Here is a 16762-nt window from a genome sequence, read left to right as displayed (position 1 = left end):
TTTTAATTCTCTGTTTCTGGTAATATTGTAGGTTTATTTTCATCAGGTAAATTTGGTAATATTGTAGGTTTATCACTTGGTAATGGCATAGGTCGATTTATAGGTTTTCCATATTGCTCTATAACTATTGGGGCATATCCTAAATATTCACCTTCTACTAAACTTCCATCTAATTCATGTTTATTTAAGTTTCTTTTTTTTATGAAAGCATAAAATTTAACAATTCTTTTTTCAGTTTCTAAAACAAAATCTTGGTCTTCTTTAGCCATTGTAAATTTATCTACAACTATCCATTTTTTTCTATTAGTCATAATTCCTTTTTCTGTAAATCTAAATTTTAGTTTTTTACCAAAATCTTCTTTTATGTTTGTAGAAAATATCTCTAAAGCTCCTTCTCCTACAACTAAATCTCCATAAGATTTAGTATTAACATTTTTAAATCTGATAGGCTCATGTATTTTTACTTTTATTTCAGCTAATGCTAAACTACTTAAACATAAAGAAATTATAAATATTAATATTTTTTTCATACTTTTATCCTCCATATATACTAATAGGAAGGGGTGACCCTTCCTAAAAGTTAATTTCCTACTTCTACTGTTATATAAATATCCTTTTTATATGTTCCTTCTTTACTTATATTAGAACCGTAGACTCTGACGAAATTATCTTTAGACAATTTTTCATTTATATATTTAGGTGAAAAAATATAAGTATCAGGATTTCCATCATTATCTATATCTATTATATTTTCACTATATTTTAATCTATAATAATTTTCTTTTTCAGGTTTTCTATTAAGTTCAATTTCAAAAGGAATATCTAATATTTGGTCTCCAACAACAGTTCCTTCTATATTTATATCCGTTATTACTTCTAATGGAACAAAAACATTTACTTTTGCTTCTAACATTACTGTATAGGTCTTTTCTAATAATCTTATATTTCCTTCTTTATCCTTATCTCTTCCTGTTGTAGGTATTTCAGGCATTATAGGAACTAAGGGAATTTCTCCCTTAGGAAATTCAAAATCAGGGGGATAAGGAAATAAATTGCCAATATTATCTGAATTAGTATTGGAATTAGTATTACTTCCAATAGATATATCTTGAGAAAATAAGAGATTGTTAATTAGTAATAGAAAAATTATAAACATTTTTTTCATAATTATAAACCAGCTCCTTTTCCTTTTTCTACAAGTTCTATACCTTTGTTAGATACATTAAATAATAGTTGGAAATCAAATCCATAATTTTTATCATATTTTAATTGTAGTTTTTCATTTAAGTTTAATATTTTATAATCGTTACCAATGTAGAATACTTTTAATAAATATGTTTCTGGATATAATCCACTTATATCAAAGAATCCTATATTATCAGGAGAAGCTATATCTATCTCTTTACCTTCTTCATCTAATATTTGAATAATTATATTAGAATAAAATTCTTCTCTAGCTTCTGGTTTTAATCCAAGATTTTTATCTAATTGAATATATCCATTTAGATTCATCATTGGTTTTATAGGAATATGTACATCTACTTCTGATGAAAAATTACTTAAAATTTTAATTTTATTATTACCTAAAGTATAAGATGGTTTCTTAATTTTTGGATTCAAATCATATTCGATTCCATTTGAAAGACCATAAATTTTAGCTCTACCATCTTTATTAGTTATAACTTTTTTAAGTCCTATTGATACTTCTACACCTTCGATTAGAGGTTCTCCTTCATCATAAATATCATTATTATTTTGGTCAACAAATGTTATAATATTTGCTCTTGATACATCTGTACTATCTATATTTATGAATGGATTTTTTAAATCGATTGTCTTATCAATTCCAAGTCTTAAATCTCTTTGTCCATCTTTATCTCCAGAAGCATCTATTGTTATTAAATCATCTATTATCATACTAAATTGTATTCCAAAACTTTCTTTATCAGTATTAGAATATCTAAATTCTGTAGAGAAATCTATAAATCCTTTAAAATTATTATTATAAAGATTTAAAGCTACTTCGTAGTCATCTCCATTATTTGTCCAAGTATTTTCTAGTCTCATATTCCAATTTTTTATACCACCAAAATATGCATTAAAACTATATTCATTGTTTTTGCTATCTCTTAAATCAAAGTCTGCTGAAGCTCCTAATAAGACACCTTTAATTGCATAGTCTACATCAAAACCTAAGCTTTCTTCAATTTCTCTTTTACCATCATAATAATTAGTTTTATCATATTTATAATCTAAACTTATATTAGGCAATATATCATAAGTTATATTTAAAGAATTTTTCTTTTTTTCTTCATAATATTCAGCGTATCTACTTTCTTCTAAAGTTACTCTCCATTTATTTTTAGTAATTTCTGTTAAATATCCAAAACTATTCATATCTGAATAATTTTTTCCAGCTGTATCATAAAAATTACTAAATGCTCTTTCACCATCTAATCTAAATGTATAAGAATATCCATTTAAAGTATCACTATAGATAATATTTCCTCTTAAAGTTTTTAAATATTCTTTTTCTCTTTGAACATTTTGTTCCATTTCATTTGAAAATCCAAAACCTAATGTCAATTTATCAGTAAGTCCATAGTAGAAATTTGTTTGAGTATCAAACCCTTTATACAGTTCATCTTTATTATTTCCATTTAAAAAGATTTCTTTTCTCTCGTTTATATTAATATCGTATTCAAATTCTCCTAATTCTTGTTTGTTATAATCATCAGTAGTTCTAATATCTTTTAGTACAATTTTTCCATCAGGATAATAAATTTTTAATTGATAATCTCTATTAGATTTTATTTCTTTACTATTAAATGTAACTCTACCATTTTCTTCATCTTCTATTTCTATAGGAACACCCATATATAATAATTGAGCTCTAGAACCTATTGGAACAGTTTCAGAGATTGTTATTTGTCCACCTTGATTTGTATATCCTCTATCTTTATATAATCTTAATCCCCATAAACCATCAGAACCTAATTTATCTCTACTAATATCCAAAGTATGATTTTCTATAATTTGGTCATATTGTAAATTAAAGTTTCTAGCTTCATTTTCTTTTAAGTCATAATCAAAACGTAATTCCCCAAATAATAATCCACCTTGATAACTAATAGAACTATCCCATTTTCTATCATATTTTGAACTTTCAGAAGATTTAGAAAAATTATATCCTGCATCTATATTTACATAACCTAAATCAAACCAAGTTCTTTTTCCTCCAAAAACCAATTCTTTTTTATTAGACTCTCTATCTAATTTTTCTTTAGCAATATCTATTAATCTATCTATTGCTACTGGAGGAGTGAAATTTAATCCCATATGTATGTCTAGATTTTGATTATCTATTCTTAATTCATTTAAAAATATTTTTTCAAAAACCTCTTTTTCAACATATACAAATCCATTTCTTATTATAAATTTAGGATAATCTCCTTGAAATTTTATTTCCTTTCCAGCTCTTATAACTTTATTTTTTTTATGTTCTAGGATAATTTCTTCTAATTCTGTTCCTAAAAATATTTCAGTACTTTCTTTATGAGGATAATAGTTAGTAAATCCTATTGAAGAAAAAAATCCTTGAAGTTGTAAATATTGTTTTCCATTTTCATTTAAAACTTCATAGTTTCTATTTAAAAGTTTATTGTTAATTTTTAAGTTATAAAAGTTTTTTTCATTGGCAGTTCCATCAGTTAATTCTCTAAGTAAAATTAAAAATTCTTCTTGTGTTATGGCTTTATTTTCTTTTAGTAGTAGTAATTCTTCTTCTGTGAATTCTGGTTCAGCCATACTTATTATACTATTTAAAATAAATGAGAGTATTAACCAAGTTATTCTTGATTTTTTATAAACCATAACAATTTTCCCCCCTCCTTTTTTATACATATATAAATTTATTAATCTTTTAATAAACTTATATATATACTCAAGAGTTATACTCTTGAGTATATTTTTGAGGTTATTTATTATTTGAGTTAGCTATAATATCTCCATAACCTTTGTCATTATTCGATATAACATCACCATGCATATGTTTTATATCTACATTATCTACTTTTACTAATAGTTTTGCACTTCTATCTAAAAATGTTCCAGGAATATCTCCAGCAATAATTTTTGATAAGATAATTCCTCTATAAATATCCCCTTGCATTCCACTATCTTTTGTTATTTGATATGCTAAAGTAGAATTTTCTTTTGTTCCAGGAATAATTCCTTCAGGAGCATTCATTATATGTAATTCTTTTGGTTCTGAATATATTCCTGGTTCTTCTGGAATAGAAGAATTTCCATGATATAATTGTGCTGTTATTTCATCTCCTGTCATAGGAACAATTGAATAATTTTCATCAATATTAGCTCCTCCAGTAACAACCATAGCTTCAAATTTACCTATTAGTTCACTAGCTCTTCCTATTAAAATTTGTCCATGGTCAAATGCTAATGATGTTCCATCAGCTCCAGCATTTACAGTTGGCTCGACTATTAATAAAAATCTTCCAGTAGCATCAACTATTTCTCCTCTACTTACAATTCCTAAACTAGCTGTTCCACCAAATGTTCCTGTGGACTCTTCTTTTAAGTCTACAGCTACTCCACAATAGGTAGTAGCTCCTATTAATAATGATGCTACTCCTAATAATAATTTTTTCAAAATATTCCTCCTTTTTATCAATTAAGGTGTTATATTATTTACTTTTACAACTATATTTCCCCGTTTGTAGATAAAACTTCCAGTAGCTGTACCTGTAATTAATTTAGAAAGGACTTCACCATTATAAATATCACTATAAATTCCACTATTTCTTGTTAATGAATAATATAAATTAGAAGGGGTCAATGCACCACTTGAATCTTTTATTACCTCATGTCCTAAAGTTTCTTCTCCTTTTCCAAACTGTTTATTATCCACTTCTAAAGCTACATACATTCCTTCAGCATTTTCATCATTTGCTTCTTTTAAAGGAACTATATTTCCTGTATCTCTTTCTATTACCATAGCTTTAAATTTTCCAAGTAATATATCAGTTTGATTAGTTAATACTTGTCCATGGTTAAATAATAAATAACTTTCATCATTACTAGCACTAATAGTAGGTTCAATTATTAACACATAGTTACTAGTAGAATCTAACATATTTGCTACTACATCTACATGTAAACTTCCAACTTTTTGTGCTAATGTGTTATAAGAAAAACTTCCTAATAATGCGACACCTAGTAATAATTTCTTCAAATTTCTCTTCCCCCTTTCTTAAAAAATTTAATTTATTTTTTATGGTTTTGCTGTTGCTGGTAAATCAGTTACAGTTACTTCAATTTTAGAACCTCTATCTAAAAATGTACCAGCTTTATCTCCAGCCATTACTTTAGAAAGAATAGTTCCTCTATAAATATTTCCTTGTAAACCACTATCATTTGTTAATTGATATGCTAATGTTGTATCAGTTGAAGTTCCTTTAATTAATTCTACAGTATTCGAATATTCTCCTTGTTTTACATTATCAGTTCCAACAATTAATTGAACTGCTAATTCATTTGTAATAGGAAGTATTTCATTATTAGCACCAGTAACAACCTTTGCTTCAAATTTTCCTGTTAATTCACTAGAGTCTCCAACTAATATTTGTCCATGTTCAAATGCCAATGAAGTTCCATCGGCTCCAGCACTAACAGTAGGTGTTATAATTAACATAACTTTATTTGCAGCAGATACCACTTCTCCCCTACTTACTAAACCTAAAGAACCACTTCCAGAATATTTTTTCGGATCAGGTCCAGTATCTGTAGTTTTTAACTCAGAACTTACAGCACCAAAAGAAGTTGCTCCAACTATTAATAAAGCTCCTAATAATAATTTTTTCATAATTTTTCCTCCTTGTTTTCTAAAATTAATTTTATTTTAAAATTTTTATGATTGTGGTGTTGCACTTAAATTAGTTACTTCTACTACAACTTTACCAGTTCTATCTAAGAATGTTCCAGCTGTATTTTTAGCTTCAACTTTAGAAAGAATAGTTCCTCTATAAATATTTCCTTGTAAACCACTATCATTTGTTAATTGATATGCCAATGTTGAACCTGTAGGTCCCACTAAGTTTATAGGATTAGCAGAATAACTTCCTTGTGTTGTTTCACTTACTGTTGAATTTCCTTCAGCATATAATTTAACAGTTAATTCCTTATCTGTAATAGGAATTATTTCATTATTAGCACCAGTAACAACTTTAGCTTCAAATTTTCCTGTTAATTCACTAGAACCTCCCACTAATATTTGCCCATGTTCAAATGCCAATGAAGTTCCATCAGCTCCAGCACTAACAGTAGGTGTTATAATTAACATAATTTTACCAGTAGCATCAACTACTTCTCCTCTACTTACTAAACCTAAAGAACCACTTCCAGAATATTTTTTTGGGTCTGAAACATCATCTGTAACTTTTAATTCAGAACTTACAGCACCAAAAGAAGTTGCTCCAACTATTAATAAAGCTCCTAACAATAATTTTTTCATAATTTTCCTCCTTTTTAAATTTCTCTATATAAACATTATTGTTTACTTGCATCTTTTACTATAACTCCATTATCAAGTTCTATTTCTTTTAAAATATCAAAATTATCATTATAAAGAGTTAAATGTTTTATTTCATCTTTATCTTTAAAGCTGCCAAGAGGTATAGTTACTTTTTTTCTTGAATGAGCAGCTATTTCCCCAATTCCTTTTGAAGAACCCACTGTTTTATCATTATTATGAAAGTTAAGTCCTACTTCAACAGCTCCATGAGAATTATTTACTACATCACCTTTTACTTGTAAATTACCATTTTTATCTTTTGAAAAGTTTATATTTTCAAATGATAAAGATTTAGAGTAATCTATTTCTCCACCATATCCTTTCATTTGGATACTCGGTGCTAAAGGCATTATAGAAGTTCCTGAAACAGTTTTTCCATCTGCTTTTCCTAAAGTTGGTATTATTATTTGTTCAAAATTTAAATAAAATTTATATTCTCTGTTTTCTAATTTTTCAGTAGCTTTTCCAAATATTTTAAAAACTTGAGAACCTTTTGGTTCTACTGTTATTATTTTTGGAAAAACTTCTAAACAATTTGTTATATCTTTTTCTTCTCCAGGAGCAAGTTTTAATTTATATCTAGTTCTCTGAGTTCCATCATTATAAACTGTGTACTCCCTATAACCATCTTTTAAACTTTTATTAAAGGTTATATTTTCTAGTCTAAAAGCAAAAGCATTAACACAAATTGCTAAGAATAAGAAAATTTTTTTCATATTTTACCTCCGTTTACCTCCAAAAACTTCTTTATTAATACAATAAAAACTATATTAAAACAATTATTAAAATATATTTTGCTCTCATCTTTCTTATTTTATACTATAATATATTTTTTTAACACATGTTTTTTTATTTTTTTTTACATTTTTTTTAGTCAAAATTAAAAATTAATTATTTTGTTCTCGTTTATCAATTAAAGTTTTTTTAAATTTTTTAAATTTTTTAAAAATTTTTCTTCTTTTTTTCTGTTTTGAGTATAAAAGTGATATGCTTTCAAAATAAGGGATAAAAAAAAGAAACCTAGTTTAACTAGATTTCTTTTTAATTTTCTTTAAATCTTTAATAGATAAATTATAAAAAATTTTTAAATTGTATCTAAAAATTTTCATATTTTCTATATTATATTTTTCTATCAAATCTTCTATAGGTACATTATTATTCCAATATTCTTCTAAAATATATTTTATTTTTAACTTAATAATTAATTTTTTTAGTGTTAAATTGGTTTTTTCTACTAAAAAATTATCTAATTGCATATTTGAAAGTTCAGTTTCTTTTATTAAAATATCTTTTATTTTTTCAGAATTTAGTTTAATATTTTTTGTAATTTTTGAAAAAATATCTGCTAAATCAATTGTATTATGTCTAATTTTTTTTAATAAAGGAGTTATATTTTTTTCTAATAGATTATTGGATTTTAAGAAATATATTAAAGTTTCAATAAAATAGAAAGGTCTTTCTTTTAGAAAATTAATATTTAGTAAATTATCTATATATTTTTTAGAAGCTAAACTTCTGATAGCATTTTTTTCAAAAGATTCTTTAATATTTAATATTTCTATAAGAGATTTTTTTAATATAATTACTACTAAATATAATTCTTCTTCTAATGGTAAAAATGATTTTAAAGACTCTTTTCCTGTAATAATATAATAATTATCTGTTAATATAAAGCCATCTTCATAAAAAAGTTTTCCTTTTATCATAAATCTAATCATTATACTATTGACTTCTAAACGTGCTTTAAATTTTTTCTTTTCTAAATTTCCTTTTATTTTAATAATATCATAATAATTGTTTGAGACTAAAATTTCTTCTATTTGAGAAAAAGGGTTTTCAAGATAATATTCTATAATTTGTAAAACTTCTTCTTTTTTCTCTTTTAAAAATTCTTTTATATTTTCATTTATTTTCAAATCTTTTAGAATAAAATTATACTTATCAAAATTTCCAATAAGATAAGAATCAATAATTTCCTCAAAAAATATAAATAATGTATCAAGTATATTATCACTATTAATATTTTTTTTATTTTCTGTTAAATATACATTTAAAATTTTCATTAGATATTTATTGGTTATTTCTACTTTGGTTTCTTTAATAGATAAATTTAATAATTTTGTTATTATTTTAAATCTTAGATAAAGATTTTTATCTTTTTTCTCTAATTCAGTTTCTAAAAAGCTTATCATTATTTATCACAAAAATCCTTTCTAAATTTTAATGGCGTACAGCCTATATACTTTGAAAATTTTGCTAATAAAACTTCTTCATTAAAACCTAATTGAGAACTTATGTAACTAATAGGGTCAACTGTAGTTATTAAAAGGGTACAAGCTTTATCTAATTTTATTTTATCTATATATTTATTTATAGGAATCCCAAAAAGAATGTAAAATATACTATATAATTTTGATAAAGATACATCTAATTCATTTAGAAGTTTATCAACTATAACTTTTCTAGGTAATAAAATATTATTTTGGATAATATCAACTATTATTTTTTTCTTTTCTATATATTGAGGTTCAAAATTTATAATATTTTTATTATTAAAATATTCAATCAAATATGTAATAGTTTCTAAAAGTACACTATCATCTAAAGGACTATTAAATATATTTTCTAATTCATTTATTATAGGAAGAAAAACCTTATTTTTATTCTCATTTTTAATTATTATCTTGGATTTTACAAAAAAAGATTTTTTTATAACAATAATAATCTTTTTGAATTCCGGACTTAAAGGAACAAAGTTTTCTTTTAGAGGAAATTCTCCAGAATAATATAAGTCTCCTTTTGTTAAAAAAGATTTTCCATTGACACAGATTACACCATCTAAGATTATATGTAAAAAGATATCATTAGAATCTAAATAAAGATTTGATACATCATTATATTTGTCAACAGAATAACATTCAAAATTTTCACTTTTATAAAATTTAATTTTATGTTTATTTCTACTTATTAAATAAATTTTATATAGTTCTTTAGAATAGTTTTTTATAATTGGTATAGTAAAAAATAATTTTTCTTTATCTTGAAAAAACTTTTCAATATAAGGAAATGTTATGTTTTTTATTTTAAAGCAAAAATCACATAAATTTACAATAGTTAAAAAAACATTTCTTTGTATAGATGATTTACTCCAAATAGTATCTAAATATTCGATTTTTCTATTTCTCAAATATTTTAATAAATCAGAAAAATTTTTTTCTTGAATTGTATAATTTTTATTTATTATTTCTCTGTTTAAAAAATCAAACATTTTCAAAGCACAAAATTCTTTTTCTGATAATAAATCATTTAGTAATTCCTCACTCATCATACACCTTCCCAAAATATATTTATTTTTAGAGCAAGTTATGTTTGTAATATAGTTTTTTATAGACAAATTATATAATTTTTTTTTTTAAATATGTCAACAAAAAAAAAAAGATAGGCTGAAATGTACAATTTTGATATATGTTTTTATTAAAAGAATTTAAAGTTAATTTTTTATTAATAATAATTTTTTTTAAAAAATTATAAAAATTAGACTTATAACTTTTTCTATTGCTATCTAATAAAATAGAGGGTATAATCTATTAAGAATTTTTATATTACTATAATTGATAAGATTGGAGGAAAAATGATTAAAAAGGCTATAATAATATTATTTATGTTGATTATGAATTTTTCTTATTCTGAAACTACAAAAAGTAATACTGGAAATAAAATATTGGTTCTCAATAACATTTTTTTAAGTTATGATGGTAGTGATAAATCTACTTATGGACATAATCGTTTTACTAGTTTTAATGAGGCAAAAGAATCTTTTGAATCTGCATTGGCAAATATAAAGAAAAGAGCTGATGAAAGAAAAGACCCTAATTTTGAAATTATTTATCAAGATATTGAAGATACATTTGGAATGTCTATTTCTAAGGAAACTTTTGATGAAAATAAAACTAAAATAAAATATATTTTTCTTTATTGGAATAGGTCTTATTTATCTTTATTTACATTTACAAATAAAATACAAGGAAAAAATCTTTTAGAATTTTTAAAAAGTAATATTTATTTGAATTATATAGAGGAAAGAAAGATAGATAAACTATTTAAAAAATATTATAAATCTTTTATTAATTAGATAAACTAGGAGGTATTTTTATGAAAAAATTATTATTAGGAATATTTTTAGCTATATCAATGATGAGCTTTTCAGATGATATGTATGACTATATAGAAGATAAATTAGAGTTAAAATATCAAGAAATTATTGATAGTAAAAATAATAAACTTGTAATTGATGGAATAGATGTAGGTAGAGTAGGAGAAAGGTTTTATTTAAATATTGAAATTGAATCTTATGTAGGAAATGGAAATTGGGATAAATTTGATAAAAATGATTATAATAAAATAGTAAACCAAATGGCTAATGAAATAAGAAATTATTTAGAAGTTAATGATAATGTTGAAGTTAATTTAATTTTTGAGAATAAATTGAGTGATGAAAAAAAATTATTAGATTCAAGAGTATTTTAGATAAATTTCCCCTTTAATGTAAAAATAGGCATCTTGATTTACAAGATGCCTATTTTTTATTAATCTTTCCATCTATCTAATGGGGATAAATAATCAGGATAAGCTATGTATAAAGCTTTAGCATTGATATTATTAAGTTCTTTTTTTGTTAAAGTTTCTGATTTAGATTTTTCTACAATATATTCTAATCTACTAGAAATTTCTGCTCCATACCAACTTTTTTCATCAAAGAATTCTCTTCTTTTTATAAAATTATTTAATATTTTTCTTAATTTTTTTACATCTTTTTCATTTAAATCATTTTTTTTAGAAAAAGCTACAATTTGCTCCCATTCTTCTTCAGTAGCTACTTTAGAAAATATATGGTTTGAAGGATTTGCCATTCTCAAACGAGATTCATTAACCATTTTATTAACTAGAGCTTTTGGATTTTTTATATTTGAGTCTTCTAAAACAAATTTTCTATCAATTTTTGAAGGATATTTATCTAATAATTTTGTAAACTTATCAATTTCTTCTTCATCAAATTCATTTTTAGTTTTTAAAGTATTTAAAAATTGGAAATCTTTTTCAGACATTTTTCCTGTTTTTCTTAAATAATAAATAGGGTCTTCATTTCCATATTCATCTGGAATAAAAGCACTATCTACAACAACTTTAGAAATAGTTTTATCCCAATTTTTTATCTCTTCATTAGTAACTACTTTAGGCTCTTTTTTTAGAGAACTACAAGCTCCAAGAGCTAAAAGAGATAGAATTATTAATGTTTTTTTCATAACTATCACCATACCTTTTTATCTATCTACCACAACATTTTTTATAAGGTTTTCCACTACCACAAGAACAAGGAGCATCTGGATTATCAGGACCACCAACATTTACCTCATCTTTTTCTTCAATTATATTAGCTTCCTCTATTTCAGCTTCTTCTGGAGTTCTTACCATTACTTTAAACATATATGAAGTTGTTTCAGTTTTTATTGTTTCTAACATTTTTCCATATAATTCTCCAGAAAGTAGTTTATATTCTACAATAGGGTCTCTTTGTCCATAAGACCTTAAGTAGATACCTTCTCTTAATCCATCTAATGCTTTTAAATGTTCTCTCCATCTGTTATCAACAACTTCTAATAAAACATATTTTTCAATTTGTCTCATTAAATCTGAACCAATTTCTTCTTCTTTAGCTTTATATTTTTCAGCAATAATATTAGATAATTTTTCAGCATATTCTTCTATTCCATAAGATTTATAATCTTCTAAATCTTCAATTACATAATCATATTTTTCTTCTAAAAATTCAGAAAGACCTTTTACATCCCATTCTTCTTTAAATTCACCAACAAATCTTTCTATAACAGCTGAATGAATAGTTCCGCTTAACATTGAAATTATAGTTTCTTTTAAATCATCTTTAGAAAGAGCTTCATTTCTACTAGCATATATTGCTTCTCTTTGTTTGTTCATAACATCATCAAATTCAAGCAGAGATTTTCTGATTCCAAAGTTTCTAGATTCAACTTTCTTTTGAGCATTTTCAATAGCTTTTGTTATCATTCTATGAGTTATAGGTTCTCCTTTAGGAATTCCTAATCTCTCCATAACAGATTTAACTCTGTCAGAACCAAATAATTTCATTAAATCATCTTCTAATGATAAATAGAATTGAGATTCACCAGGGTCTCCTTGTCTTCCTGAACGTCCTCTTAATTGATTATCAATTCTTCTAGACTCATGTCTTTCAGTTCCAAGGATAAATAATCCACCTAATTCTCTTACTTTTGCTTTTTCTTCTTCACATTGTACTTTATATTTTTCTAATAATTGATTATATTCCTCTGGAGAATTAGCTTCTTTTTTAGCCATAAATTCTGGATTTCCTCCAAGCATTATGTCAGTTCCTCTACCAGCCATATTTGTAGCTATAGTAACAGCTTTATATCTACCAGCTTGAGCAACTATTTCAGCTTCTTTTTCATGGAATTTAGCATTTAATACATTATGAGGAATATTTAATTTTTTTAATTCATTTGATAATAATTCAGAACCTTGAATAGTTATAGTACCAACTAATACAGGTTGTCCTTTTGCATAAAGTTCTTTTATTTTTTCAATAATAGCTTCTATTTTTTCTTCATGAGTCTTGTAAATTATATCTCCGTTATCTTTTCTAATAACAGGTTTATTTGTAGGAATAACTACAACTTCTAATCCATAAATAAATACAAATTCAGGAGCTTCAGTTTCAGCTGTACCTGTCATACCAGATAATTTTTCATACATTCTAAAGTAGTTTTGTAAAGTAATAGATGCTAAAGTTTGGTTTTCTCCAGCTATTTTAACTCCTTCTTTAGCTTCAATAGCTTGGTGTAATCCATCAGAATATCTTCTTCCCTCTAAAGCTCTTCCTGTGAACTCATCTATGATTATAACTTCATTTTCTCTTATTAAATAATCTTTATCTCTTTCAAATAATTCTTTTGCTTTTAAACATTGCATTAAATAGTGAGTTAATTCTATTGTTTCTGGTGCATATAAGTTTTCTATATTAAGCATTTTTTCAACTTTTTTAACACCTTTTTCTGTAAGAACAATATTTTTAGCTTTTTCATCTACTTCATAATCTTTCCATACTTCATCAGGAATATTCATTTCTTTTTTCTTTTTAATATCTGTAATTTTTTCTGTTTCTCTACTTCTCTCTAAATAAGTAGCTACAGTATAGAAAGTTTTATAAAGTTTTGCAGTATTTTCAGCTGCTCCAGATATAATTAATGGAGTTCTAGCTTCGTCAATTAAAATTGAGTCAACTTCGTCAACTATACAATAATTTAAAGGTCTTTGTACCTTGTCTTCTAATTTTTTGACCATATTATCTCTTAAATAGTCAAAACCAAATTCAGAGTTAGTACCATAAGTAATATCACATAAGTATGCTTCTTTTCTTTCATCATTTAACATACCATTTAATATAACTCCAGTAGTAAGTCCTAAAAATTCATAAACTCTACCCATTTGTTCTTTATCTCTTTTTGCAAGGTAGTCGTTTACAGTAATAATATGAACTCCCTTTCCTGTAAGAGCATTTAAGTATACAGGAGCAGTAGCAACTAATGTTTTTCCTTCCCCTGTTTTCATCTCTGTAATTTTTCCTTCATGAAGTACAATTCCTCCAATTAATTGTACATCATAATGTCTCATTCCTAAAACTCTTATAGATGCTTCTCTAACTACAGCAAAAGCTTCTACTAATATATCATCTAAAGTTTCTCCTTTAGATAATCTTTCTTTAAATTCAACTGTTTTAGCTTTTAATTCTTCATCTGATAACTTTGAAATTTCTGGTTCTAAAGCATTGATTTCTTTTACTTTTTTTTGTATTCTCTTTACTTCTCTGTCATTTTTAGTACCAAAAATCATTTTTAGTAAACTACTTATCATCTTATTCCTCTCCATATCTTCATTTTTTATACACTTTAATATATCATACTATTAAACAATAGTCAAATAGCACTTAATTATTTATTGTTTACAATCTCAAAAAACTCTTCTTCAGTTATAATTTTAACAGTTCCTAATTCAGTAGCTTTAGCTAATTTACTACCAGCATTTTCTCCAACTATTAAATAATCAAGATTTTTACTTACAGCAGATAAGTTTTTTCCACCAAATTTTTCAATTTCCTCTTTTATTCCATTTCTGGTAAATTTTACAAGTTTTCCTGTAACTAAAAATGTTTTTCCCTCAAAAACATTCTTCTCTACCTTAGACTGATTTCCTAAAGAAAAGTTTAATCCATATTCTCTTAATTTATTAATTATCTCTATATTTTTTTCATTTTTAAAGAAATTAATAATTGAATCAGCAACTTTATCACCTACTCCATTTATGTTTAAAAGCTCCTCTTTAGTCATTTTCATAAGATTATCTATATTTTTACTTTCTTTAGCTAAAAGATTTCCCATAAATTTTCCAACTTCTGGAATTCCTAATGAATATAAAACTTTTGAATAATCTCTAGTTTTACTTTCTTCAATAGAATTTAAAAGATTTTCTACACTTTTTTTACCCATTTTTTCAAGTTTTTCCATTTCTTCTTTATGAGTATAAAGTTTATAAATATCTGTTATATCATTTAAGTATCCTAAGTCAATAAATCTTTCAACTATTTTTTGACCAAGCCCAACTATATTCATTCCATCTCTTGAAACAAAATATTCAAATTTTCCTTGAACTTTAGCAGGACAACTATGATTAGAACATTTTAAATCCACTAACCCCTCTTCTTTTTCTAGTAAAGAACCACATACTGGACAATTAGTTGGAGCTGAAATTATTTTTTCACTACCATCTCTTAATTCTTTTATAGATTTTACAACTTGTGGTATTATTTCAGCAGCTTTTTCTATAAAAACTTTATCTCCAATTCTTATATCTTTTCTCTCTATTTCATCAAAATTATGTAAACTAGCCCTTTTTACACGGCTTCCTGAAACTTCTACCTCTTCTAATTCAGCAACTGGAGTTATTTTTCCTGTTCTTCCAACTTGCCATGTTATGTCTAAAAGTTTAGTAGATACTTGTTTTGCTGGGAATTTATAAGCTATTGCCCATCTAGGACTTTTAGTTGTATTTCCTAATATATCCCAATATTCAATCTCATTAACCTTTAAAACCATTCCATCAGTTTCATAATCTAATTTTTCTCTAGCATCTTTCCAGTATTCTATTCTTTCATCAATCTCTTTTACACTAGATAATACTTCAGCAATTTTTGTAGTTTTTAATCCTAATTTTTCAAGAAAATCAAAAGCTTCTCTATGAGTTTTAATACCATATTGTTCTCCATTAACTACAAAGTAAAAATAACAGTCTAAACCTCTCTCTTTTACAATTTTTGAATCTAATTGACGAAGAGTTCCACTTGCAGCATTTCTAGGATTTGCAAATATCTCTTCCCCTTGAGCAAGTTTTTTCTCATTTATTTTTATAAACTCACTTATAGGTAAAACTATCTCTCCTCTTACTTCAATATCAATTTTTTCTTTTAAAGTTTTAGGAATACTAGAAATTTCCATTATATTTTCTGTAACATCTTCTCCTATAATTCCATCTCCTCTTGTAACTCCTTGTACAAGTTTTCCATTCTTATAAGTGATACTAATTGATAAACCATCTAGTTTTACTTCTAAAACATAAGTAGGTTTTTTATTGTTTTCTAAAAGTTTATCCACTCTATTTATAAAATCTTCTATTTCTCCAATATTATAACTATTTGATAAACTCAACATTTTTTCTTTATGAGTAACCTTAGTAAATTTTGTATTTTTAACACTTGCTCCAACATTTACAGTAGGAGAGTCAAACATTTTAAATTGAGGATTTTTTCCTTCAAGTTCCTCCAATTCTTTTAAAAGTTTGTCAAATTCTACATCAGAAATAAGGCTTTCATTTTGATTATAGTAATAATCGCTATATTTCTTTATCAATTCTTTTAATTCTTCTATTCTTTTTTCTTTTTTCATAGTTCCTTCCCTAAATTTAAAAATAATATATTTATTATATCATAAAATATTAAAATAAAAAAAGGGACTGTTGCAAATTCTTTGTTATAAAAATAAAATATGTTTTCACAAAAGTATT

At 24.9% G+C, this 16762-nt stretch carries 15 protein-coding genes; 2 read left to right on the top strand and 13 right to left on the bottom strand.

The window, feature by feature from the left end:
- Positions 1–2: 2 nt before the first annotated feature.
- The 10 genes from T364_RS0108755 to T364_RS0108710 form a co-directional block, all read right to left on the bottom strand.
- Positions 3–530 (bottom strand): DUF2790 domain-containing protein, encoded by a 528-nt coding sequence (locus tag T364_RS0108755; RefSeq protein ID WP_027129255.1) that lies wholly within the window; start codon positions 528–530, stop codon positions 3–5.
- A 50-nt stretch (positions 531–580) separates the two neighbouring features.
- Positions 581–1165 carry a hypothetical protein gene (locus tag T364_RS0108750; RefSeq protein WP_027129254.1) on the bottom strand — a complete coding sequence of 195 codons (585 nt, stop codon included), beginning with the start codon at positions 1163–1165 and terminating at the stop codon, positions 581–583.
- A gap of 2 nt (positions 1166–1167) precedes the next feature.
- The gene (locus T364_RS0108745; RefSeq protein ID WP_027129253.1) at positions 1168–3873 is read right to left on the bottom strand and encodes a hypothetical protein; all 2706 of its coding nucleotides are present in this window, start codon (positions 3871–3873) and stop codon (positions 1168–1170) included.
- Between the two features lie 103 nt (positions 3874–3976).
- Positions 3977–4672 (bottom strand): hypothetical protein, encoded by a 696-nt coding sequence (locus T364_RS0108740; protein WP_027129252.1) that lies wholly within the window; start codon positions 4670–4672, stop codon positions 3977–3979.
- A 21-nt stretch (positions 4673–4693) separates the two neighbouring features.
- Positions 4694–5254 carry a hypothetical protein gene (locus T364_RS0108735; RefSeq protein ID WP_027129251.1) on the bottom strand — a complete coding sequence of 187 codons (561 nt, stop codon included), beginning with the start codon at positions 5252–5254 and terminating at the stop codon, positions 4694–4696.
- A 39-nt stretch (positions 5255–5293) separates the two neighbouring features.
- The gene (locus T364_RS0108730) at positions 5294–5884 is read right to left on the bottom strand and encodes a hypothetical protein (RefSeq protein ID WP_027129250.1); all 591 of its coding nucleotides are present in this window, start codon (positions 5882–5884) and stop codon (positions 5294–5296) included.
- A gap of 45 nt (positions 5885–5929) precedes the next feature.
- Positions 5930–6532 carry a hypothetical protein gene (locus T364_RS0108725; RefSeq protein WP_027129249.1) on the bottom strand — a complete coding sequence of 201 codons (603 nt, stop codon included), beginning with the start codon at positions 6530–6532 and terminating at the stop codon, positions 5930–5932.
- Positions 6533–6567: 35 nt separating this feature from the next.
- Positions 6568–7308 carry a fimbrial biogenesis chaperone gene (locus tag T364_RS0108720; protein ID WP_027129248.1) on the bottom strand — a complete coding sequence of 247 codons (741 nt, stop codon included), beginning with the start codon at positions 7306–7308 and terminating at the stop codon, positions 6568–6570.
- A 309-nt stretch (positions 7309–7617) separates the two neighbouring features.
- Positions 7618–8784, bottom strand: a complete 1167-nt coding sequence (locus T364_RS0108715) for a hypothetical protein (RefSeq protein ID WP_027129247.1) — start codon at positions 8782–8784, stop codon at positions 7618–7620.
- Entirely contained in the window at positions 8784–9920 is a 1137-nt protein-coding gene (locus tag T364_RS0108710) for a helix-turn-helix domain-containing protein (protein WP_027129246.1), read from the bottom strand. Before T364_RS0108710 ends, T364_RS0108715 begins: the two co-directional genes overlap by 1 nt.
- 303 nt (positions 9921–10223) lie before the next feature.
- On the opposite strand from T364_RS0108710, the gene T364_RS0108705 reads away from it, so the two are divergent.
- Both T364_RS0108705 and T364_RS0108700 read left to right on the top strand, forming a co-directional pair.
- Positions 10224–10724, top strand: a complete 501-nt coding sequence (locus T364_RS0108705) for a hypothetical protein (RefSeq protein WP_027129245.1) — start codon at positions 10224–10226, stop codon at positions 10722–10724.
- Positions 10725–10744: 20 nt separating this feature from the next.
- Complete coding sequence (locus tag T364_RS0108700) at positions 10745–11119, top strand: hypothetical protein (protein ID WP_027129244.1); 375 nt, start codon at positions 10745–10747, stop codon at positions 11117–11119.
- 59 nt (positions 11120–11178) lie between these two features.
- Here T364_RS0108700 and T364_RS0108695 read toward each other — a convergent pair whose 3' ends face one another.
- From T364_RS0108695 to ligA, 3 genes are all read right to left on the bottom strand, one after another.
- On the bottom strand, positions 11179–11895 hold the full coding sequence (locus tag T364_RS0108695) for a hypothetical protein (protein WP_027129243.1): 717 nt from the start codon (positions 11893–11895) through the stop codon (positions 11179–11181).
- A 22-nt stretch (positions 11896–11917) separates the two neighbouring features.
- Positions 11918–14560: a preprotein translocase subunit SecA gene (gene secA / locus T364_RS0108690; RefSeq protein WP_027129242.1), complete on the bottom strand. Its 2643-nt coding sequence runs from the start codon at positions 14558–14560 to the stop codon at positions 11918–11920.
- Positions 14561–14637: 77 nt separating this feature from the next.
- Positions 14638–16644 (bottom strand): NAD-dependent DNA ligase LigA, encoded by a 2007-nt coding sequence (gene ligA / locus T364_RS0108685; protein WP_035945602.1) that lies wholly within the window; start codon positions 16642–16644, stop codon positions 14638–14640.
- Positions 16645–16762 lie beyond the last annotated feature (118 nt).

Source organism: Fusobacterium perfoetens ATCC 29250, from assembly GCF_000622245.1.
In the GTDB taxonomy this organism is placed as follows: Bacteria; Fusobacteriota; Fusobacteriia; order Fusobacteriales; family Fusobacteriaceae; genus Fusobacterium_B; species Fusobacterium_B perfoetens.
This window is presented reverse-complemented; position numbering and strand designations above follow the sequence as displayed.